This window comes from Marinobacter metalliresistant, assembly GCF_038098645.1.
GTDB lineage: Bacteria > Pseudomonadota > Gammaproteobacteria > Pseudomonadales > Oleiphilaceae > Marinobacter > Marinobacter metalliresistant.
The window spans coordinates 474,284-496,935 of record NZ_CP101118.1 but is presented as its reverse complement, the minus strand read 5'-3'; the positions used below and the strand labels follow the sequence as shown (position 1 = coordinate 496,935).

The 22,652-nt window shown below is 54.2% G+C and carries 19 protein-coding genes and 2 pseudogenes; 14 read left to right on the top strand and 7 right to left on the bottom strand.

Annotation, left to right across the window (positions count from 1 at the left end):
* Positions 1-4: 4 nt before the first annotated feature.
* Positions 5-256, top strand: a pseudogene (locus NLK58_RS02365) (IS4 family transposase); the annotation flags it as partial.
* Positions 257-505: 249 nt separating this feature from the next.
* Here the strand turns inward: NLK58_RS02365 and NLK58_RS02360 are convergent.
* A pseudogene (locus NLK58_RS02360) lies at positions 506-1,642 on the bottom strand (IS3 family transposase).
* Positions 1,643-2,197: 555 nt separating this feature from the next.
* Between NLK58_RS02360 and NLK58_RS02355 the strand changes: the two are divergent.
* From NLK58_RS02355 to NLK58_RS02330, 6 genes are all read left to right on the top strand, one after another.
* Positions 2,198-2,587, top strand: coding sequence for a GtrA family protein (locus tag NLK58_RS02355; protein WP_341581963.1), 390 nt, complete (start codon positions 2,198-2,200; stop codon positions 2,585-2,587).
* Complete coding sequence (locus tag NLK58_RS02350; RefSeq protein ID WP_341581962.1) at positions 2,571-3,599, top strand: glycosyltransferase family 2 protein; 1,029 nt, start codon at positions 2,571-2,573, stop codon at positions 3,597-3,599. The genes NLK58_RS02355 and NLK58_RS02350 overlap by 17 nt, the downstream gene beginning before the upstream one ends.
* Positions 3,583-5,079 carry a glycosyltransferase family 39 protein gene (locus NLK58_RS02345; protein ID WP_341581961.1) on the top strand — a complete coding sequence of 499 codons (1,497 nt, stop codon included), beginning with the start codon at positions 3,583-3,585 and terminating at the stop codon, positions 5,077-5,079. The genes NLK58_RS02350 and NLK58_RS02345 overlap by 17 nt, the downstream gene beginning before the upstream one ends.
* 7 nt (positions 5,080-5,086) lie before the next feature.
* A complete protein-coding gene (locus tag NLK58_RS02340; RefSeq protein ID WP_341581960.1) occupies positions 5,087-5,770 on the top strand; it encodes a response regulator transcription factor in 684 nt (227 codons plus the stop codon).
* Positions 5,760-7,085, top strand: coding sequence for a HAMP domain-containing sensor histidine kinase (locus tag NLK58_RS02335; RefSeq protein ID WP_341581959.1), 1,326 nt, complete (start codon positions 5,760-5,762; stop codon positions 7,083-7,085). Before NLK58_RS02340 ends, NLK58_RS02335 begins: the two co-directional genes overlap by 11 nt.
* Positions 7,086-7,223: 138 nt before the next feature.
* Positions 7,224-7,604: a DUF1232 domain-containing protein gene (locus NLK58_RS02330; RefSeq protein WP_341581958.1), complete on the top strand. Its 381-nt coding sequence runs from the start codon at positions 7,224-7,226 to the stop codon at positions 7,602-7,604.
* Between the two features lie 462 nt (positions 7,605-8,066).
* Here the strand turns inward: NLK58_RS02330 and NLK58_RS02325 are convergent, their stop codons facing one another.
* The 4 genes from NLK58_RS02325 to NLK58_RS02310 form a co-directional block, all read right to left on the bottom strand.
* Positions 8,067-9,110, bottom strand: a complete 1,044-nt coding sequence (locus tag NLK58_RS02325) for an IS110 family transposase (protein ID WP_341581957.1) — start codon at positions 9,108-9,110, stop codon at positions 8,067-8,069.
* 102 nt (positions 9,111-9,212) lie between these two features.
* Entirely contained in the window at positions 9,213-11,345 is a 2,133-nt protein-coding gene (locus tag NLK58_RS02320) for a VTT domain-containing protein (protein WP_341581956.1), read from the bottom strand.
* A 132-nt stretch (positions 11,346-11,477) separates the two neighbouring features.
* Positions 11,478-12,278, bottom strand: a complete 801-nt coding sequence (locus tag NLK58_RS02315) for a hypothetical protein (RefSeq protein ID WP_341581955.1) — start codon at positions 12,276-12,278, stop codon at positions 11,478-11,480.
* A 123-nt stretch (positions 12,279-12,401) separates the two neighbouring features.
* Entirely contained in the window at positions 12,402-13,064 is a 663-nt protein-coding gene (locus NLK58_RS02310) for a PepSY domain-containing protein (protein ID WP_341581954.1), read from the bottom strand.
* A 233-nt stretch (positions 13,065-13,297) separates the two neighbouring features.
* Here NLK58_RS02310 and NLK58_RS02305 point away from each other — a divergent pair, with 233 nt between their 5' ends.
* From NLK58_RS02305 to NLK58_RS02290, 4 genes are all read left to right on the top strand, one after another.
* A complete protein-coding gene (locus NLK58_RS02305; RefSeq protein ID WP_341581953.1) occupies positions 13,298-13,495 on the top strand; it encodes a hypothetical protein in 198 nt (65 codons plus the stop codon).
* A 34-nt stretch (positions 13,496-13,529) separates the two neighbouring features.
* Positions 13,530-14,201, top strand: a complete 672-nt coding sequence (locus tag NLK58_RS02300; RefSeq protein ID WP_341581952.1) for a response regulator transcription factor — start codon at positions 13,530-13,532, stop codon at positions 14,199-14,201.
* A gap of 115 nt (positions 14,202-14,316) precedes the next feature.
* Positions 14,317-15,594 (top strand): ATP-binding protein, encoded by a 1,278-nt coding sequence (locus NLK58_RS02295; RefSeq protein ID WP_341581951.1) that lies wholly within the window; start codon positions 14,317-14,319, stop codon positions 15,592-15,594.
* Positions 15,595-15,762: 168 nt separating this feature from the next.
* On the top strand, positions 15,763-16,677 hold the full coding sequence (locus NLK58_RS02290; protein ID WP_341581950.1) for a cation diffusion facilitator family transporter: 915 nt from the start codon (positions 15,763-15,765) through the stop codon (positions 16,675-16,677).
* A 469-nt stretch (positions 16,678-17,146) separates the two neighbouring features.
* On the opposite strand, the gene NLK58_RS02285 is transcribed toward NLK58_RS02290, so the two are convergent.
* Both NLK58_RS02285 and NLK58_RS02280 read right to left on the bottom strand, forming a co-directional pair.
* On the bottom strand, positions 17,147-17,548 hold the full coding sequence (locus tag NLK58_RS02285; protein ID WP_341581949.1) for a type II toxin-antitoxin system VapC family toxin: 402 nt from the start codon (positions 17,546-17,548) through the stop codon (positions 17,147-17,149).
* Positions 17,545-17,811: a type II toxin-antitoxin system Phd/YefM family antitoxin gene (locus tag NLK58_RS02280; RefSeq protein WP_227539401.1), complete on the bottom strand. Its 267-nt coding sequence runs from the start codon at positions 17,809-17,811 to the stop codon at positions 17,545-17,547. Before NLK58_RS02280 ends, NLK58_RS02285 begins: the two co-directional genes overlap by 4 nt.
* A 565-nt stretch (positions 17,812-18,376) precedes the next feature.
* Between NLK58_RS02280 and NLK58_RS02275 the strand changes: the two genes are divergently transcribed.
* From NLK58_RS02275 to NLK58_RS02265, 3 genes are all read left to right on the top strand, one after another.
* Positions 18,377-19,306, top strand: coding sequence for an alpha/beta fold hydrolase (locus tag NLK58_RS02275; RefSeq protein ID WP_162893659.1), 930 nt, complete (start codon positions 18,377-18,379; stop codon positions 19,304-19,306).
* Between the two features lie 208 nt (positions 19,307-19,514).
* Positions 19,515-21,275: a DUF3141 domain-containing protein gene (locus tag NLK58_RS02270; protein ID WP_341581948.1), complete on the top strand. Its 1,761-nt coding sequence runs from the start codon at positions 19,515-19,517 to the stop codon at positions 21,273-21,275.
* Positions 21,272-22,459, top strand: a complete 1,188-nt coding sequence (locus NLK58_RS02265; protein ID WP_341581947.1) for an acetyl-CoA C-acetyltransferase — start codon at positions 21,272-21,274, stop codon at positions 22,457-22,459. The genes NLK58_RS02270 and NLK58_RS02265 overlap by 4 nt, the downstream gene beginning before the upstream one ends.
* Positions 22,460-22,652 lie beyond the last annotated feature (193 nt).

Sequence of the window (22,652 nt, the reverse complement as noted above, 5' to 3'; positions counted from 1 at the left end):
ACTCCTGCAGCAGCCCCGGATTGAGCAACAAACCCGACACCGCAAAAGGGGTTGGAAGGCGAACTTCACTCAGGGCGTGTCGCGCCTGAAAAACACCCTGGTGACGCTCCTGGTCGACCCTTGCGCCCACGCCATGGAGTGCCTATTGACCCTGATCCGTAACAGCCTGACCGCCATCCGGCCCGGGCGAAGTTTTCCGCGCCAGCGCCGACGAAAAGCAACCCGCGGGTGCGAAGGCTACAAGCGCACTCGCTGAACCCGAAGGCTCCGGTCACGAGCGTATTGAATCCGACTCAAAGACTGCGTTTGGCGCTGGTCGGCTTTCGCTCGCCTCAAAGGCCGCCTTGACCTGCAATTCTTCTCCAATCCGCACCTCCGTGTCCTCTCAACACGGCAATAAAGGGGTGTTTCTGTCAGTTGGCCAACTTCATGCTGGCTCGATGTGGCAGGAACCTGGCTTGCCGGCGCTGTGGTTTTTCCTTAAGTTGATACCATTCCCCCAGCCTCAAATGGAGGCCATTTCAAAGGCCTCTGGACTGACGCCACCCAGGTGGCGTATGACATCGGACCCGGTTATAAAATACTTCAATGTAGTCGAACATATCCGCCTTAGCCAAGTCACGGGTTTTGTAGATCCGTTTGCGGATGCGTTCCTTTTTCAGACTGCTGAAGAAGGATTCCGCGACCGCGTATCCCAGCAATTACCCCGACGGCTCATGCTGGGGTCCAGATTGTGGGCACAGCAGAACCGGTGCCAGTCGTCACTGCCGTATTGCGAGCCTTGGTCGGAATGCACCAGCACCGTATCCTTCCGGGCGTCGACGCCAGACGGCCATCAAGAGCGCATCCACCACCAAGCTGCGATGCAGGGTGGGTTTCATGGACCAACCCACCACACGCCGCGAGAACAGATCGACGATCATCGCCAGATACAGCCAGCCTTGCCAGGTGCAAATGTAGGTGATGTCGGTTACCCAGGCTTTGTCCGGGTGACTCACCGTAAATTCGCGCTGAAGCTTGTTCGGGGTGAGGATCGACGGTCTTCCGGCGATCACTCGCGGTGCTTTGTAGCCTCGCAGTGCCTTGATTTTATGTTCTTTCATCAACCGGGCGACCCGGTTCTTACCGTAGGTTTCGCCAGCCTCCCGAAGGTCCAGAAACACTCGTGGCGCACCGTACACGCCAGAGCTGCCTTGGTAAGACGCCAGGATCTGCGCTAGCAGCCGCTGGTTATCGATCGCTCGGTCAGACAAGGGCTTATGCAGCCACTTATGAAAACCGCTACGGGCCACCTGAAGCACGCGACACATGGTCATGGTGTTGAATTGGCGTCGGTGATCGTTGATGAACCGGTACTTTACTCAGGCTCTCTGGCAAAGTACCGAGCGGCCTTTTTTAGGATATCGCGCTCTTCTTCAATCCGGCGCATCTGGGTCCGCAGCCTGAGAATCTCGCTCTTGGCTTCGGCCAATTCGGCAGCCTGTTCATCAGACTTATCCGGTTTCACGGCCTTAACCCATTTGCAGAGGCTGTGAGCCGAGACTCCCAGTGGTTGCGATACTTCGGCGACGGTATAGCCCCGCTCCAGTACTTGCCGGACCGCTTCATCCTTGAATTCCGGGGGATAACGTTGGCTGCTCATGGCAATTCCTCCTATGCTCTAATCATAGGCCAGGAGTGTCTACTGCACCGGGGTAAGTCCAAGGCGCAGACAGTAATGCACAGAGAATTAAAGCAATTCTTTCAAGCGGAGCTTCAAGAAGCACGTCAGGCGGAAACGTTTGGTGATCTCAAGAAAGCCTTCAACCATCTTGAGCGCGCGTAAATGTGAGCGCATTGCAAGCGTCCGACTATCTCACCTCGACTACCCCTTCCAGCATTGTTTTGCGCTATTTCAGACGAATTCCAAATACAGATTTTCGCTCAAAACCAAAAAACTGACATCCGGATGCGTGTAGCACTATCTGCACTCGGGCTTTTAGCGCCGAGCGATCGTCTATGACGGATTGGCCTGTGGAGCGCTGAGAAATCGATACTCGTTGGCCATGCGATTCAGCGATGTTTATTTACCCCACTACGAAGCCCAGGATTAGAATTTGACATTTTCTTGATAAATCCTTCAACAAACTCTGACTGCCCCCCAGTACCCTGTGTGGAAATCTCCAAAAGTGTCAGTTGCGTGGGTGTGTCGGCCAGGATGAAGAAGGTTTCCTTTAAACAAATAAGTGGATTTGTTGCCGCTGGAGGAATGGCAACCCTTTTCCATTGGGCGGCCATGTCTGGCTTGGTTTTGCTTGGCATGGATCCCGTAGCGGCCACCTTTTCTGGAAGTGTCGTCGGAGCTGTTACCAATTACTGGTTGCAGCGGACTCTGGCCTTTCCAACAGCGCGGCCACACATTGAAGCCGTCTGGCGATATGTCCTTTCTTGTTCATTCGCTTCTCTTCTAAACGTTCTGATCTTTTTCGTCCTGAATCGACTGTTTGAAATACCTGTTGCTCCCGCACAGCTCCTAACCACTGTAGCTGTCGCTGCATTTAATTATGTTGTCTACCAAAGGCTGGTGTTCCGTGAACAAACCTCTTAAGACATCCCGCTCACCGAACGAATCAGAGCTGCTTTCCCTCGTGGTTCCGGTTTTCAATGAACGGCCAATGCTCCCCATATTCTTGGAGCATGTCTTGCCGATCCTTGCGAGCTTGGATATTCCTTCGGAAATCGTGGTCGTCGACGATGGCAGTGAAGATGGCAGTGCCGAATTTGTAAAGACGGTTATTGAAAGGGGATCAATCATCCGCCTGGTCAAGTTAAGCCGCAACTTTGGCAAAGAAGCAGCTGTAACGGCAGGGCTTCAGCATGCCAGGGGGGATGCGGTGATCGTTCTGGATGCGGACCTACAGGACCCACCTGAATATATTCCCGAGATGGTCAGGAGCTGGAAGTCGGGCTTTGATGTCGTCCTGATGCAACGCCGATCACGCGTAGGGGAGAGTTTTTTCAAGCGCTGGAGTGCGCACCTTTTCTATCGTTTGCTGAATAGGACCAGCCGGACTGAAATACCGGTCGATACGGGTGATTTTCGATTGATGAGTAGGCGGGCGGTCGAAGCCGTTCTTCAGCTGGGAGAACGCAATCGGTACATGAAGGGACTATTTGCCTGGGTTGGTATGCCGACGACGATCATCGAATACGACCGGGCGTTGAGGGCTTCTGGAGAGAGCAAGTGGGATTACCCTGGCTTGGTTGGCCTGGCCCTTGAAGGGTTGACCTCCTTTTCAGTGTCGCCTCTGAGATGGGCAACCCTTGTTGGCCTGCTGGCTGCGTCTATTGGCGGATTGTTCGGTGTCTGGATTGTAGTCAAGGCGATCATACTTGGCGATCCGACTGACGGTTATCCGTCCTTGATTGCCCTCATCAGTTTTCTGGGCGGCATACAGTTGGTGAGCGTTGGTATCGTCGGTGAGTATGTGGGCAAAACCTACATCGAAACGAAACAGAGGCCACTCTATCTGACCGAAGAAGTGGTCGAAAACCGAGAGGTGTCGAACCGAGAACAAATTAGCAACTTCAGAGGCGTCAAGAATGCTAAAGCGAATTGAACCCTGGTTCTGGGTACTGGCTGCCGTATTGTTGAGTCGCTTTATCGGAATGACGCTGTTTCCCTTCGCGGATACAACGGAGCCCCGATACGCTGAGATCGCCCGTTTAATGGCGGAATCCGGGGACTGGATAACACCCTGGTTTGAACCCGGCGTTCCCTTCTGGGGAAAACCCCCCCTGTCATTCTGGGCTCAGGCTGCCTCTCTAAAGATATTTGGATTGTCTGAATTTGCTCTGCGATTACCGGCATGGTTCGCGACTGTCGGAATCGTCTGGCTAACGTGGTGCCTTGCGAAGTATGCGCGCGGCGCCCTGATCGCCCGATGGTCCGCTCTAGTGCTCTCTACCATGGCACTCACTTATATCAGTGCCGGCGCAGTCATGACTGATACATTCCTGGTTTTTGGAACGACCCTCTCCCTGGTGAGCATGTGGTTTGTGCTTTCGGGCCGGTCGGGCTACTGGCGCTGGTGGTTTTTCGTGGGTCTGGCTATCGGCTTGTTGGCCAAGGGACCGTTGGCCGTTGTATTGACCGTTACCCCCCTTGTGCTCTGGGCTGCTATTTTCAGGCAGCGGCTGCAGCCGTTGAAAAGACTGCCCTGGTTTCTTGGATCACTTCTGACACTGGTGATTGCTGTGCCATGGTACGTGCTCGCCGAACTGAAAACGCCAGGATTCCTCAACTATTTCATCATTGGCGAACACTTTAGCCGGTTTCTGGATCCGGGATGGGCTGGCGATTTGTACGGTAGCGCCCATAACCGGCCCAAGGGCATGATCTGGGTATTCTGGCTTTGGGCTTCATTTCCCTGGGGAATCATTGGTTTGGTTGGCTTTGGGTGGTCTGTAGCGCGAGGCAAAACAAAGGAACTCTTCACTGGCATTGTGGAAGATACCTCGACGCCGTATCTGTTGCTTTGTGCAATTGCGCCTATGCTGTTCTTCACCCTGGCTGGCAACACACTTTGGACATACATACTTCCTTCTCTGCCGTTCTCGGCAATTCTGATCGCCGGGTGGGTGTCGAAGCTTGATCTAGGTGCCTGGTCCAGAGTCAGGTCGGGGGCTGTATTGCTTGCGCCCGTCCTCATTACCCTTTTTGTATTCATTGGTATAAGTGGCGTAGTGCCACTAAAAACCGAAAAGCAATTGATAGGCCGGTATGAGAGCGTTCACCAAACGGGGGATAGTCCTATCCTCTACATTGGCGAATTGCCATTTTCAGCACGTTTTTATTCGTTGGGGGACGCTGTGGAAGTGACCTCATCAGAGCTCAAAAGTGTGCTGGAAAACGACGAGTACACCAGAGTCTTTGCCGCAATTCCAAACGGTGCGGTCGATGAGGTCATTGGTCCAAAAGCCGCTGACGCTCAGAAGGTCGGGGAGAACAAACGATATCAACTATTCTCTATCGATCTTCCGCCAGACAACAGCCAGAATGGCCCCGTTGGTCCCGAACTAAACTCGAAAAGTGGTTAACCTCGATATGCTCAAACTATTGATCGTGGAAGATCAAGTCGATCTGGCGGAGAATATCTTTGAATATCTGGGGGAGGATCGTTTCTCGCTGGATTATGCAGCCGATGGGTTAACGGCTCTGCACCTGTTGGCGACCCAGACGTATGACATCGTCATACTTGACCTGATGCTTCCCGGAGTCGATGGTTTCGAGATTGCCAGAAAAATCCGCCAGGACCTGCAATGCCCAACCCCTATTATTATGATGACTGCTCTAGGGGATATAAACGATAAAGAAAAAGGATTTGATTCCGGAGCAGACGATTACCTCGTCAAGCCCTTTGAATTAAAGGAATTAAAACTAAGAATAGAGGCGCTTCATCGGAGATACGCCCCTCAGAAGCCAGTATTAAGAGGGGGTGATATTTTGTTCAACCCCGGAACTCTGGAAGTCGAGTTTCATGGCTTGAAGACAGAGATTTCAGGAACACCCGCCAGGCTGTTCGAACTGCTCATTCGAGCCTACCCAAACTTTTTAAGTCACCAGGCATTGTGCGATGCCCTCTGGGGTTCGGATGACGACTTTGAAGGTAAGAGTTTAAGAACGCATATTTACACCCTCCGAAAATCGCTAAAGGAAAAACTGGGTCATGGGATGATTAAGACCGTTCACGGTCGTGGATACAGACTGGATCCCCCCGATGCAGAATGAGAACAAGACATCGAAGAAGTCGGTGGCTGCGCGTCTCGCTCGAACAATTTTTATTCTTGTTTCGGCGACGACCGCGATTGCTATGTTTGCTGTTGATTTTTTTATAGATGATGCAGATGACACCATATTGAATTTTGAATTAAGGGCGGATACGGAGTTTTTCGAAGAACAGCTCAAGGCAGGAACCTTTCGTTCGTTGAAAACACCTAGGCTGGAGGTGTTATTTGTTCCAACAGGTAAATCAGACTCCGAGCTTCCTTCCTACTTTCAGGGGCTAAACTTGCCCCATGCCGATGAGTTTGAGGAAAACGGCGTTACCAAACAGGTCTTTGCCAAAGAGATAGAGAATCCCGCAGGCCAGCTCTATCTGGCACAGGACACTACGATTCTGGAAAGCAGGCAGGGACTTATTCAGTGGATTCTGCTTGGCATCACTGGTGTTATGTTTTTCGCAGCGTTTTTCTTCTCCAGAGTCTCTGCAAATTACATTGTTCGGCCCTTGAAACGCCTAACCCATGAAATTCAGAGTATTGAACCCTCCAAAAACATGCGGCGATGCAACAGCGATTACGACGATCGGGAGATTGCCGATATCGCGGATTCATTTAATCGTTTTCTCTCCGAGCTTGAAAGCCATATCGAGAGGGAACGCTCCTTTGTGAAACTTGCCAGCCATGAGCTTCGTACGCCCTTGGCCGTCATTTCCGGAGCCCTTGAGGTTCTCGACCAACGAGGAGACCTCTCTGGAGCCAATCAGAAAACGATCAACCGGATCCGCACCACGACCCACGCAATGAAGGATGACATCGAAGTTCTTCTTGCACTTGCCCGGAGTGAGGATCGAGAAGAGACTAATCGCCGATTCTCAGTCTACCGTCTTGCCAGCGACTTGGTTGCCGACCTGGAGCAAGGAACTCCCCAATATCAAGGTCGAGTTAAGCTCAAAGGTGATGATAAGGAGGCCATCGTTGCGCCTCCCTCTTTAGTCCGGATGCTTCTGCGCAACCTGATCCAGAATGCGCTTCGCCACACACGTTCTGACGTTGAGATAACCATAAAGACCGGAGAAATCATTGTGCGGGATTTTGGCACGGGATTGCCCATTGAAAAACTGGAACAATTCTCCGAAGCCGACAAACGCCTTTTCGGTGTCAAGCAAACGGGCAATTTCAAGAATTCAACGTTTGGATTATTGATTGTTCGAATGGTGGCAGAACGGCTCGGATGGACTCTCGAACTCTTGCAATCAAATCACGAAGGGACGGAATTTCGCTTTGTGACTGGGAAATCCACTCTTGCTCGAATAGATCAATGATTGAACATTCTATATGCAACGGGCAACCAGCCAAAGGTTGGTTAAATCGCCTCTCCAAATCAACTCACTGCAAAAATCCGGTACGCAGTGCCTGGACATTGTGTTTTGAGTCCGGTTATTTGTACGAGACCTCGAAGCTTGATCAAAAAACTGAAAGCTGCCGCCTTGCGTGTCAAAAATGATGCTCTGACAACATATTTTGTAGCGCGAGACCCGAATACTCCGATAGTCGTTCGGCTGCTTGCGCTCGCGATTGCAGCATACGCCATGAGTCCTGTCGATCTCATACCGGACTTTATACCGATTGTTGGCTACCTTGATGATATTATTCTCCTCCCGTTGGGGATCATGCTTGTCATCAGGCTGACGCCAACGAATGTGATAGAAGCGAGTCGCGCGAAAGCTGCTGAGGTGATTGCCAGACCGGTTAGTCACACTGCGGCCGCAGTCGTTATTACGGCATGGCTTTTGTGTGCTGCGGCTTTTGGCTTTCTGGTATTGGAACACAGCGCCAGGTAACACATATGAGCCTTCTCGGAATCAATAGGCAATAGTGTTTTTTTGGCCGCGCCAGCGGCCAATCTAAATCCATGAGCGAGAACGCCTGCTTCGTCAGTCTCGTATGGCTGTCAGGCACTCACAGCAAACACATATAGGGGCTCTCTTACGTGGCTTTAGACCACCGCCTGGCCAGTCGTTCCTTCGGTCGATCAGGGGCACCAGACATTCATCGGTTAACCGGTCACTGGCACTATTCAAGGATCTGGCTGCGTAGCTCCAGTTAGTTTCAGGCTCAGGACCGGTGTAAGCGCACTGGCTCATGGTATTAAGGCACGCCCACGGGGTGGCTAATCAAAGCGACTGGCTTCAACGGCGGTGATAGAAGGCCGGTTTGGTATCGAGTACCAGTCAGCGGACACCGGGCTTTCAGCCATCATCCTGTTTGATCCAGTTAGACGTCATGCTCACCCCGTGGCGTGACTAACCCTTCAGGAATCGTTGTTCATCGAACACCCTCTGATGCTTGAGCATGAAGTAGGCAGCCCGGCCCAGCTTGTGGGCCAGCGCGGACAGCGCCTTGGGTTTGTTCATGCGTTTCTGGAGTTTCTGTAAATAGCGTTGGGCCTTGTCATTACCCCGCAGGTACAGCACGGCGGCCTCCGAGAAAGCCCACTTCAGATGGGCATTACCGATCTTGTTGCCCTGGGTGCCGTAGACTTTGCCAGCAGACTCGGCTTTGCACTTGATGAGCCGGGCGTAAGAAGCAAACTTCTGCACCGTCTCAAATCGCTGGATGTCGCCGATTTCGTAGAGCATCGTCAGGGCCAGGATACGACCCACACCAGGAATGGTCCGCAATACACTCAGAGAGGCAGGATCGTGTTGTTTGGCTTGCCGTTCCAGATGTTCTTCCAGCTTGCTGAGTTCCCGGTGATAGCACTCAATGATGGCCAGGTCGAGATCGATGTTGTGTTGGACATCCCGGTCGGCAAACGTCGCCCGGACTTGTTCCCGGGCGCCGATATTCTTCAGGTTGGCCTTGTTGGGCGGCAGGTTGTATTGGCTCGTGGTATTCACCACATGGGCTTTGAGCATGGCCCCGTGTTGGACGATGCGGGTGCGTCTGCGAAGTAAATCCCGGGTTGCCCGCATCTCCTTGGGATAAACGTAGGCCAGGGGGAAATTGCCGCCCTTCATGAGCATGGCGATCTTGAAGGAATCGATGCGGTCGTTCTTGGTTTTACCGCCATGAATGGCCTTCATATACAAGGCATGGCCCAGGATAAAGTGAATGCCGTGTTCTTCACACAGATCCGAGATCCAGTACCAGCAGTGCATGCATTCGACACCGATCACCAGATCATCACGAAACAGTTCAAGCACAGCCAGTAGCAGTTCCGGGCGAGCTTTGATTTCTTTGTGCAGAAGTACCTCGCCCTGTTGGTCGATGATGCAGACATACAGGCTGCGGGCATGCAGATCGATTCCACAATAATGGCGGTGGGTGCTATGGTAAAAGTTCATGAGTCTTCTCCCTTGTAGTGCTTCGTCGCCTTCCAGCTTAGCGGGTAACCGCGAGGCTGGGGAGAAGGCTCAATCAGTATCAAAACCACCCGGCGGACAGACTCACCGGCACCCGGTTGCAAAAGTAATCACACTAAGACTTCCATCGTAGGATAAACTGGCCCCCTCCGTGGCATTGCTGGGAGAGTCTGGATAGTAGACCTCGGAAACACCGGTCGCCCACTGCCCTGCCTGTAGCTTCCGGACGAGTAGATTGCGGGCCCGGTTGAAATGCGGCAGGGGGCGCGGCACGAGATGCCAGCGTTTCCTTGTTTCCTGGCCAACCGTTGCCACATAGACCCACTCACCATTATTCAAGGCATGGTTCGTGTCCCAGACCCGCAGAAAACGTCGGTCAAAAACCTGGCCGTGCTGTCCGGGCTGGACCAAACCCAGAGTTTGCGGGTTGGCGCCCCAAAACCAGGGTGACAACGGTGCTTTCGGGTAATCCTTGCCTTGAAACGCCCTCAGGTAAGCATTCGGCACGCTGCGCCAATGAATGGCGTCCGCCTCTAGCCAGCCAGCTGCTGTCAGACAAGCTCGAACCTGGTCGAGATTGCGCGCCACGAAAATCAGGTTGATCGGTGCCTCGGGTGCGCCAAGGAGTGAGTTAGCCTGGTTACCCTTGCGCAGCAACACCGATTGCGGTGCCTGCAACTGAATGACGGCCGCACTTGCCTGTGCGGGCTTTACTGCAAATACCGGCGCCTTGGCGACGTTGAACATCAGTGAAAAAACCATAAAGGATGCAATCCCGAGAACAATACCGGCCAACCTGAACGACGGAGCGAGTGCGAGCTGCTGCTCTAACCATCGCCCGTGAGCCGGGCTCAGGTAGGTGGCCGCGATGCCGAGCATCAAACCCATGGCTCCGACCAGATATCCGGCGACCACATCACTGAGGTAATGGACTCCGAGATAAAGGCGACTGAATCCGATCAAGAGCGCCACCAACACGCCCAGCATCAGCAAATTGAGGCGTGTACGCCAAAGCCTGACAGTTCGCATCGCCAGATAAATCACAAAACCGTAAAACGCGACGCTGATGCTGGCATGCCCACTGGGAAAGGAAAAGCCCCCCGCTTCAATCAAACCGCCATCCGGCCGCGGGCGATGGAACATCAACTTGCCAAGCACGGTCAGAAGCTCACAGCTTGCGACAGAAACGGCCAGCGGCAGGATAAGCTCAGCCGCCCGGCGATACCAGAGCCAGCAAATGGTGGCTAATAGACCACTGACGACCAACGGCCAGAAACCAAGTGAAGTTATGGCATAGAACAAATGGTTGAAAAATGGTGTTCGAACGCTGGCTAATAGCGCTTCAACGCGCGCATCTATCGCTGTTACGGCATCGCCGGTCACTACGTCTTCCGCCAACCCGCTAAACACGAAAAGAAGATAAAGCCCACTGATGCTGGTCAGAGTCATAGGTAGGCCACGCCAGCAGGTCCGGTCTAAGCGCTGCCGGATAAAATGAGCCATGGTAGGGAAACGTCGCGTCAGCTCGACAACCTCCGGGTTCCGACTAATCGCGGCGCTGATCGACTGAAGAATCGATCTGAGAAACTGAAAACCGCTGGGTCCATAGCGCAACAGCGACCAGCGCAGTCCATAGATGAGGAGCAGCACGATGACGAGAATGACCGCCATGAAGCCAAGGCGGGAGAGCCAGGTCTGGGCGAGGGAAAGAGACTGTGAAAACAGGTAGCCAGGCAGGATCCATTGCAGGCTCCAACCGGCGGCCCCGGCAAGGTTCCAGATCATGAATGAACGCCGTTCCATGTCGGCCATCCCGGCAACGAAAGGCATGATCTCTTTCACCGATGGCACGAACCGACCCAGGAACACACTTTTGCCGCCGTGATTATGAAAAAAACCCTCCGCTTTTGCCATGTGCTCCGCTTTCAGGAACCAACGGTCTTGACGCAACCATTGCCGACCATAACGGCGTCCAAGAAAATAGTTGAGATTATCGCCGAGCGTGGCCCCGACAATTGCAAAAAATAGCAGGTCGCCAATATCGAAAACGCCCTGGCCGGCCAGCATCCCCATCAGTAACAGCAGTGCTGAACCCGGCACAAGAAGGCCGAGCAGAAAGGCGGTCTCTATCAGGGCCGCGAACAAGGCAAACCAATAGCCCCAGACACCGGCACTCTGGGCCAGAGACAAGGTTGCCTGGGTGATCGAATCCATCATTGCAGGAGCCCGACTGAGAAAGCGAGAAGGTTACCAGGAAGTGTCGCTGAATATTGTGCACTTCCTGGCAACCGTTCTACCAATTACCGCTGACGTTTTCGGTGGGGTTGCCAAAGATAAGACTGAATTTATTCAGTTTTGTCCCGCTTCGACCGGCACTCCCGAAAGTGCCTGCCTGACGCGGACAAACTCGTAGCCCACCAAAGAAACGATCGCGGTCAGGAACGCCACGTTGACCATCATTGTGTTGAACCCAAGACCTCCATCGGCCGGAGTCTGGATCATGAAGTCACCCAACGAGGCGCCTAGCGGACGCGTCAGTACGTAGGCCAACCAGAAAGCCGCGATCGCATTCATCCTGAGTGCGTAATAGGCCACCGCCACGGTCGCGATCAAACCACTGAACAGCATCAGCGCCTTGTCGTAGCCCAAGGCATAGTGTTCGGAGATTAGGTCGCCAACGCCAGTACCCAGGGCAAAGGCCATAAGGATAACTACCCAATACCAGGCCTCGCGCTTGCCTGAATCAATAGAGTGGATCGAAAGCGTTCCCTCCTCCCGATACCATAGATAGAAACCGGTCAGCATCAGTGCGGTGAACACAACGCTCAGCGTAACCAGGCTGACGCCTGCCAGATCGACCAATATATCGGTGATAAGAGTGCCGAGGACACTAGTCAAGACCACCAGAGACCAGTAATTGGCGGGTACGTAGCGCTGGAATTTAGCAAATTGCAGATAGAGCAATACAACCATGATGCCCGCCATCAATAGGCTGGTCACGGGCATACCCCAGCCCAGATTAAAGGCCAGAAAGTCGGCTCCGGTTTCGCCGACGGTGGTTGACAGTGTCTTGATGATCCAGAAAACGAGAGTGACTTCAGGGACGCGCAGTAGCGCCCGCTTCACATTGGCGGAAGTGAGTGTAGTCATGATTGGAGTCCTTCAGATTGAGTGTCCGTGAAACGAATTATCCGTGTACTGAACCGGTTTCCGGGAGGATTTTGACAAGTACGTTGCCGCCCATTGGTGCGGCAACATGCCTTTCAGTGAGTATCATTCATCCATCTCATCTCTCTGTTCATTCTCGTGACTCTCTTCACTTCCTCCATGCTCCTCGTCGTCTTTGTCCTGGCTGTGATCCTGATCACCTTTGATGGCGGTTCCGGTATCAGCAGTAAACATTCGCTCCGACACAGCCCCGGCAGCATCAGCAACCTCAAGTTGGATGGCGAGTGCACCGTCCTCCTTCTCGAATTCAGCACCCAGGACCTTGCCACCCTTGGCTTCGGCTTGCGAAACCGCTTGCAGAATGGAGAACTTGGCAGTCTGTATCTCCGAACTCTCCTTTGCCTCGTCGGCATCACTGTCGCCGTCACTTTCCTCGGCATCGGATGAGCTATCGATGATCGCGCCGGTCATCGGGTTTACACGGTAGTCAACTTCGGAAGAACCCTTCTGCATCGTTACCTCATACCAAGTGCTGTCTTTGTTCATATCAAATTCAGCGCCGGTCACGACCCCCTGGCCAGCGCTCTCGACCGTGCGAATTGCATCGGACAGTGTCAATTTGGTGGAGGAAAGTGCCTGAATTTGCGTTTCGTCCTTTCGTTCACTGGCAGCATTGGCAAACATTGCGCCTAGTCCGGAAAAAGCCACAGTGCCTGCAAGCGTCACAGCCATTAGACGAGAAAAACGTGATTTCGATTGAGTTTTCATGTGTTTTACCCTTTGATTATCGGGCAGCGACCGTCGCTACCTTGATACCCAATCTAGAGGCCGGCCCTACCAATCTGCTGTCCTGAAAGTTACGAGTTTGTTATTTTGATCAATCACGCCTTAAGGCCAGCCAATCCAAGTTAAATTACGCGGAGTTAATACAGGTCTCAGAACACTGAATACAACGAGCTTCAGACTGCCGTTGTCGTAACGATAATCTGAGGAGATACATCATGATCTATAAATTGAAAACTTTTGGCGCTCGCACTGCTTTTTTTCTCGTCATCCTGGCCGGAATTGGATTTGGTTTCATCGCAGCAGCAATGAGCACTCTTATTGGGGCACTGCTTGTCATCGGTGTCCGGCTGGCAAAGACACCGGACGAGCTCGGCGAGAAACATGATGCCAGAGCTGTTCATAACGTAAGTTGACCTCAAATACCACTGAGACCGAGAGCCCCGATTAATGAAAATTCTAGTGATTGAGGATGACTGTACAACCGCAAACTACATTGTGAACGGTCTCCGGCAGGAGGGGCACGTGGTAGACCATCTCGCCAATGGGCGTGATGGTCTTGGGCAAGCCATGCGTGCTGACCATGATATGCTGGTTGTTGATCGGATGCTGCCGGGCCTTGACGGACTATCTTTGGTCAAGACGCTGCGAGCAGCAAAATTCACAACACCGGCAATCTTTCTGACCACCATTGGCGGTGTAGACGACCGGATTGAGGGATTAAAGGCAGGTGGCGACGACTACCTTGTCAAGCCTTTTGTGTTTGGTGAACTTCTAGCCCGCATTCAGGCGTTGGCCCGGCGGCCTGCAACAACAATCCGGGAAAGCCTCCTGTCTGTCGACGATTTGACCATGGATGTGAGTCGCCGCAAAGTAACGCGGTCAGATCGAGAAATTGACCTGCTGCCGCGAGAATTCGCGCTTCTCGAACATCTCATGCGGCGAAAAGGACGTGTCCAGACCCGCACCATGCTTTTGGAAGCACTTTGGGATATCAGTTTCGACCCACAAACGAATGTGGTCGAAACTCACATCAGTCGCCTGCGGGCCAAGATCGACCAACCCTCCGAGAGGAAACTGATAGAAACCGTTCGTGGCGCGGGATACCGAATCATTGACTGATACCTCAAACCTTACTGGAATTCGGAAGTTATTAGGGTCCTCTCAGGTTCGACTGGCGCTCGGGCTTGTTGCAGTGTTTACGACCGTAAATCTGGCCAGCCTAGGGTTTGCCTGGATGCAACTGGTTGAAAACGCGGAAGACCAGATTAATGCTAATCTCAAGCAACAGATAGCTGAATTTCATTCGACGCGCAGCCCTGACACACTTGCCGCCCTTGTCGCGTCCGAAGCAGCGACTACCGATCCCCGGAACCGCATCGTGGTGTTCGTCACATCAAGCGGACAAAGCTTTGGAAACGCTCAGGTCGAACTGCATGATCGCCAGATCGATCTAAAACAACGCGATGGCAGCCAAAAGCTTAGTGATGAAGGTTACGTACTGCGCAAAAAAGACGTGGCCCAGGGTGTGCTCATCGTCGGCGAAAGCCGCGCCCCAATAAACGAGATAAAGGAAACCCTCGCCGGGGTGCTCTTCCTGAGCATCCTGCCAACCCTGGTCCTCTCGCTGGGCGCCGGGGTCTGGATGGCGCTGGTCTCTGCACAGCGCGTCCGGCATATTGAATCTACGCTCGCACAAATGACGCGGGGCGATCTATCGTCACGGGTTCCACACGCTGATCAGAACGATGATTTGTCCCGAATCGGAGTCGGAATTAACCGAATGGCATCAGCGCAAGACGCATCCATGTCTGCCCTGCGCCAGGTATCCACGGATATTGCCCATGACCTGAAGACTCCCATACAACGGATTTTCGTACTTCTGACAAGACTTCGAGAGCATCTGGCGACGGGTACCCCCGAAACTGACCTTGTCGACAATGCGCTCACCGAAGCCGAACGCGCGGCCTCAGTATTCCACTCGCTTCTTTCGATTGCCCAGATTGAGGGAGGAAGTGCAAAAGCCCGTTTCGATACGGTAGATCTCGCAGAGGTTCTGTCAACGTTCCTTGAAATCTATGCACCGGTGGCTGAAGACAGTGGTCACAGACTTACCATGGCACGTTTGCCGGACGCCCCCGCTATTGTGCGCGGGGATAGAACGCTTCTTGGTCAACTCACCGCCAACTTGATTGAGAACGCCCTGCGGCACACCACAGCTGGCTCGACAATTTCGCTTTCGGTCGAGTCTGACCAGCAGGAAATCCTGCTCGTCGTTTCGGATGACGGCCCCGGCATTCCCGAGGAGGAGCGCCGTAACGTACTGCGACGCCTCTATCGCCTGGATCGCTCGCGCACCACCCCTGGCAACGGACTCGGTCTCTCTCTTTGCGTTGCGATTTCAGAGCTGCATGAAGCCTCCCTGACATTACTCGACAACAATCCTGGCTTGCGCATTGAGGTTGTCTTTAGCAAGCCCGGCGGAGGTCGGGTAAACGTATCTCTCCCAGAGTGATAACGGACTCCCTCCGCTGAACCTTGCCTGGGAACCTTTATCCTGGTTGGGCCATACTCTCAATGACTAATAGCCTGCTGATTCATGAGTCTTGCCTTCAGATATTTGACCCTGTAGCTACTACGGGGCTCAAAATTGTGTACAAAATCTTCGTTGATAGAGGCAAACATGCACGACCACAGTCACGATCACAGCCATCATTTCGACACTCACAACCGTTCGTTTGCCATTGCAGTAATTCTTAACACGGTGTTTGTCCTCGTCGAGGCGGTATATGGGGCTCTTTCCGGCTCTCTCGCGTTGCTAGCCGATGCAGGCCACAACCTAAGTGACGTGATGGGTCTGATTCTGGCCTGGGCGGCCAGTTGGCTCGCAAGTAAGGCCGCTACTTACGGCAAAACCTATGGTCTGAAGAAAACCACAATCCTTGCGGCGCTTTTCAACGCTCTGATTCTCATTGCCGCTGTCGGTGGGATTACCTGGGAAGCCATTCAGCGCCTGACAAATCCGGCTGACATTGCTGGCCTGACCATAGTCGTGGTTGCGGGTATCGGGGTGCTGATCAACGGCGCAACCATGATGCTTTTCCTCAAAGGGCAAAAAGGTGACATCAATATCCGTGGCGCCTTTTTGCACATGGCCGCCGATACGGCGGTTTCGGTGGGCGTTGTGATTTCCGGAACGATACTGATGTTTACCAACTTGACCTGGATTGATCCGATCGTCAGTCTCGTCATTGCCGCTGTTATTTTCTTCGGCACTTGGCAGTTGCTCAAGGACTCCGTTAATTTGGCAGTCGATGCCGTTCCAAAAGGCATTGATCCTTCAGCGGTCCATGAGCAGCTTGAGAATCTACCCGGAGTACAGTCTGCCCATCACCTCCATATCTGGGCATTGAGCACCACTGAAAATGCGCTAACCGTTCACTTGGTAAAATCGGACCCCGAGAGTGACGACCAGATCATCAGTGAGGCTGCCGCAATGTTGAAAGAGCACTTCGGCATCCAGCACACGACTATTCAATGGGAGCGCAGTGATGGTCACTGCCCGAACACGGGCCACTGTGCAGCACAGCATCAATGAAAAGAAATGGAATATCCGCCTGAAGGCATAAACAACCTTTCCCGCCTCCGTTGATAAAACGTTGGCGTTGGTTAAGTGAAGCAGTTCGCTGTTATTTAATTTCAAATGGCATTTTGGGTTTTGGGGCGCCGACCATTTTCCAGCGAAATAACGAGACGCATAGTAGAGAATAATCCGTCGATTGCCAGGTCAGTCAAGCGGACATTTTCCAAAAATCACAGCCGGAAGCTTGTCATTCTATTCGTTGGTGAATGTTCGCTTGTGTTTATAAGCGTCTTAATCGCTCAGCATCGAAATAGTCAAAGGTTAAGTTTTGCCTTCTTCAAGGGTGAAAAAAGGACAACTCAACCGTCGTTGTTTGTTGGCCCTACTTCGGTGAGGGCAACTGATACACAACCACACAACTCCGACACTGGCGCAGCTTCAAAATAGAGGCGTTCTTCACTCACGATTTTCTCCTGGATTCCTATCACCAAATTGACCGAACGTGCTTGTACGCCCGGATGTTTTCGTCTGCTGTTACCAGCGGCACATTGAAGTGTCTGGCGAGGGCGGTAATCATCCGGTCGGCTGGGTCTTTGTGAAAGTCACCCGGCAAACGTGTTGATTCAACGCCCACCACCTCATCAACAGGTACAAACTTCACCCCCTCAATTTCACGGACGGTTTCAAGCCAGTCATCGAGGTTCATCCCCAGAGTCAAACGGTCACGTCCGACAAGCAGGGCGATCTCCCACGCCGATATTGCCGAGACCAGGATGATTCCGTCCTCATCCTGCTGCTCGTGATCTATTGCCGCCTTGGCGTTCGGGGAAAGCTGGCTGTCACCATTTACCCACCAAATCAGGGCGTGAGTGTCGAGAACGATCAATCCAGAGCCTCCCAATCGTCTTCAGCAACCGGTTCTGTCGGGCTCTTGAACTCCAGAACGCTCCCGCGCAACCGCTCAAGCGGCGACCGCTTATCGCTCCGGTAGCGTCGAATCTCTACAGTTGGTTGACCGCGATCCGTAACCACTACCGACTCTCCAGAGGTCTCAACCTTGCGGAAATACTCAAGTGCCCTTGCCTTGAATTGTGATTTCGTTACCTGTTCCTGGTTCATGGACACACCATAGTCATTGGGTATAGTCACCACTATAAATCAGCGTGGTGACTACCACAAGTGGTCATTTGCAATTTGGGACTTTTAGGCCCGACCAAATAGACTGAAATCCCTTTCGATCCAGCCAAGTCGCTAACGTGCGTCTGCCTGAATGACTGGACCCATAGTTCAGGCCCGCACCTTATAAGGAGTTCACGAACCAGGTTTTCAAGACTGCCACACACCTTGGTTGTCACCGTCTCACCAGATGCGTTTTTATACTTTTTGTCGTTGAAGGCCAGTGCAAGCTGATCAACATGAGTAATCAGGTAGCACTTTGTGCGGACCTCAGCGCCCAACTTATTGATTTGTTGCTCGGGAAATTTAGTGCTCTCTGTGGTCGTCCAGACTCGGCACCCATGGGAGTGATACTTCCCTGTTGAAACACTAAAATCCGTTAAAATGGCATTACTAAGGAATTTACTGCGTAGCCGCCCACCTGAGTCAAGAGGGCTGGTGCATGGGGTGTGAGCTGGACCGGCGTCTACGAGCCCTTTATTGGCAAACTGTGACGAGCCATCGCGCTCGATAAACTTGGGCTATTTGGGAGCCACCAGTGCGAAAACGCGTGTTCTACCTGACTATTGCTTTTGTGATCCTCGCTTTCATCGGAACCGGTGTTCAAACCTATCTCCGCGGCGCGCTTGCAACGCCATACGACCCGCAATCGATGACGCTTAACTATGAGCGGATAGGTGATGGTCCTACGAAGATAGTACTTCTGCACGGTCTGACGGGCTCGTTGAGGTACTGGAAGAAGGGTTTGGCGTATGCGCCGGACTCTTACTCATTATTGTTGATCGACCTTCTGGGTTTTGGCGACTCACCCAAACCCAATGGCAAATACGATCTGGAAGAACACATAACAGCCATTGAAAAAGTGATGAAAAAAGAGGGCTTTGATTCCGGCAATTCGTTCGCGGTTGGGCATTCGCTTGGTGCCATCCTGGCGATGGGGCTGGTCGGAGAACATCCCGAGTGGTTTGACGGGTTGGTGACCATCGGCCTTCCGAGTTTTGCCGATAAAGAGGAGATCAAGGAGACTTTCGCGAGAATTTCTTTGTGGGATGAATTATCCGTCGATTCGACCTACCAGTTCGTTTGCTATTTCCACCCGATTTACATGACCGAGTGGTTTCGGCCAAAAAACATTCCGAAGGAGATTTTTGACGAGGCAAAAAAGCATACCTGGGTCAGCTATTATCGCACGCTTGATGAAATTTTGGCGAACGCGGATTTGCAGAGGCTGGCGTCGAAAATACAGGACAAAAAAATACTGCTCATTCATGGAGAAAATGACCTCGCGGCACCGGTGGAGAACGCAGTCGCATTGCTGCCGTTTTTTTCAAACGCAATATTTGAGCGGCTCATGGGAGAAGACCATCAAGTCTATCTGTCAGACCCGGCAAAAATATGGGCTTTGATTGATAATTTTGCAGCGCCAGAGAGCCGCAACGTGGATAATATGGCCGGAAGCCTTCCTTGACCGAAATTTAAAACCGACTCTGCTCTTTCAAGATAGTCACCTTCGGTGTCGTGCCTGTGTTCGCATTCTTCAACGCAGGAATCGCGGTGAGAGATGGCATTGAGGGTTCGCTGGTGGCACCTCTACGGGGTGGCCGTGCTGGCGGCAACGCTGCCCAGCAGAGCCGACTTGACCAAACTTCATCCTGACACCGAGAGGTAAAACCACTATGAATGCCAAGCCAACGACAGACAAGGCGCCCGACCCGTCGGTCAGGCCCGACAAACACGCCACCATCCCGAGCAACCCGGCGACGGAACTGTTCGCCTACCAGACCGACCTGTGGCGGCGCGGCGTGCGCTACCTGGACACCCTGCGCGAGCGTGCCAATAACATGCTTGAGCATGAGCAGGCCGGCAAGCCACCGCTACTCGACTTCGACTATGAAATGATCCTGGACGGTCGCCGGCTGGAGCGCCCCGCCAACTATGCCCTGCTACGCATCACCCGGGTCGGCGAGGACTGTCTGGAAGACTGCCTCGACGAGACCAAACCGCCGGTGATGATCGTCGATCCGCGCGCCGGTCATGGTCCCGGTATCGGCGGTTTCAAACAAGACTCCGAAGTGGGCATGGCACTCCACGAGGGGCACCCGGTCTATTTCGCGATCTTCTTCCCCGAGCCCATGCCCGGGCAGACGCTGGAGGACGTGTTACACGTACTACGGCGCTTCGTCGAGACGCTGGCCGAGCGCCACCCCGACATGCCGCCGGTGCTCTACGGCAACTGCCAGGCGGGATGGGCCATCGCACTGCTCTCGGCTGATTGTGAGGGCCTGGTCGGGCCGGCGGTGCTTAACGGCTCACCGCTGTCCTACTGGTCCGGCGAATCCGGCGTTAATCCCATGCGCCTCGCCGGCGGGCTGCTGGGCGGCGCCTGGGTGACGCACCTGCTGGCGGATCTGGGGGGCGGGCGCTTTGATGGCGCCCATCTGGCGGCCAACTTCGAATCCCTCAAGCCGGCAAATACCTTGTGGCAGAAGGACTACCAGTTGTTTGCCGACATCGACGGCCAGCGCGAGCGATTTCTGGACTTCGAGCGTTGGTGGACCGGCTTCTATAGCCTGAGCAAGGAAGAGATTGTTGCTATCGTCGAGAATCTCTTCATCGGTAACAAGCTGGAGCGTGGCGAGTTTGAAGTCCATCCCGGTTGCACCGTTGACCTCAAGCGCATCCGCAACCCGCTGGTGATCTTCGCCTCCAGTGGAGACAACATCACCCCACCGCACCAGGCGCTCAACTGGATCCCCGCGGTGTACCCAGACACCAAGGCACTCAAGGCCGCTGGCCAGCGAATCGTCTACCTGATCAACCCACACGTTGGCCATCTGGGAATCTTCGTTTCCGCCAAGGTCGCACGGCTGGAGCACCGGGCGATCCTCGAGAGCGTCGGCGATCTCAATGACCTTGCCCCCGGGCTCTACGAGATGAAGATAGACAATCCCACCGGCGACCCGGACTGTCACAAGCCCCAGTTCCAGGTGCGTTTCGAGGAACGTCATGTGGAAGATCTGGAGTACCCCGACCAGGCACCGGAGTTCGAGCGCGTAAAAGCCCTCTCCAAGCGCAATGTGACTCTCTACGAGACCTTTGTCGGGCCCTGGGTGCGGCGGGTCACCACCCCCTGGTCGGCCGAGATGCTGCGCCAACTGCATCCGGCAAGAACCAGCCGCCTGATGTTCTCGGAGCGCTTCGCGCCCTGGATGGGCGGGGTCAAGTGGCTGGCCGAGAGGATGGAGGCCACGCCAACGCCGGTCAATAGTAGTAGCCCCTATCGGCAATGGGAGACGTCAGTGAGCGACTCAATCACCTCGGCACTGAAGCTTGTGGGCACGACTCGCGACAGCATCTTCGAGACGGTGTTCAAGAGGCTCTATGGCGGGTTATGGCCCGGCAAGGACAAAACAGATACGCGAGGTAATCAATCATGAAAGAATCCAACGTCGTTCTCTGCGCTCCGGTACGCACGGCCATCGGCACCTACGGTGGCACACTCAAGGACACGCCGGCACCCGAGCTCGGCGCTACTGCTATCGCCGAGAGCCTGCGCCGCTCGGGCCTGCCCCCCGAGGATGTGCAGAGTGTGGTGCTGGGTCAGGTGGTTCAGGCCGGCGCCAGGATGAACCCGGCGCGCCAGGCTGCGATCCACGCCGGATTGCCGGTGTCGGTGCCGGCCATGACGGTCAACCGGGTCTGCGGCTCCGGCGCCCAGGCGGTGATTAACGCCGCGCAGGAGATAATGCTCGGGCATCGTGACTGTGCTATCGCCGGCGGAATGGAGAACATGGATCTTGCGCCCTACCTGGATCTGCACGGGCGCTGGGGCCACCGCATGGGCAATGCCGAGATTTACGACAGCATGCTGCGCGACGGGCTCAATGATGCCTTCTCTGATCAGCACTCTGGGTGGCACACGGAGGATCTGGTCAGCCGCTTTAACATCAGCCGCGAGGATCAGGACCGCTGGGCGGCGCGCAGCCAGCAACGCTTCAGCGAGGCTCAGGTGGCAGGACGCTTCGACGCCGAGATCGTGCCGGTCGAAGTCACATCCCACAAGGGCACGGCGGCCTTCGGGCGCGATGAGCACAATCGCCCCGACGCCACCGCCGAGGGCCTCGGCAAACTCAGGCCGGCCTTCCGCAAGGACGGCACCATTACCGCCGGTAACGCCCCTGGGCTGAACACGGGTGCGGCAGCAATGATCGTCGCTGATCGCGCCTGGGCGGAACACCATGGCCTGGAACCCATGGCGCGGTTGGTGAGCTACGGTATCGGCGCGGTGGAACCCGGCTACTTTGGCCTGGGCCCGGTGCCGGCGGTGCAACAGGCACTGGCACGTGCCGGCTGGAGCGTAGGTGATATCGAACGCATCGAGATCAACGAAGCCTTTGCTGCCATCGTCCTTGCCCTGACCCAGGAGCTCGGTCTGGCCGAGGATATCGTTAACGTGGAAGGCGGCGCGATTGCGCACGGCCATCCAATCGGAGCCACCGGCGCGGTGCTGACCACCCGGCTATTACACGCCATGGCCCGAGATGACGTGCGCCGTGGCGTGGTTACCCTGTGCATCGGTGGCGGCCAGGGGGTGGCGCTGGCGTTGGAACGCCTGGCGTAACCGCGAATTAACCTGAACGCGCTGCTCGGGTTCGTGCGCGAGGGCATCGCGCTCGTCAAGCAGCGCGGGGGCCTACCGGGGCTGCAATGAACCGCTGCTGAATCTTGGCTTCTGCACCTGGGATATTAGAGAATTCTGTAACTTGTCTATTGTCATCAATTGCCACCACAGTGATGAAGTCATCCCTGAGAGT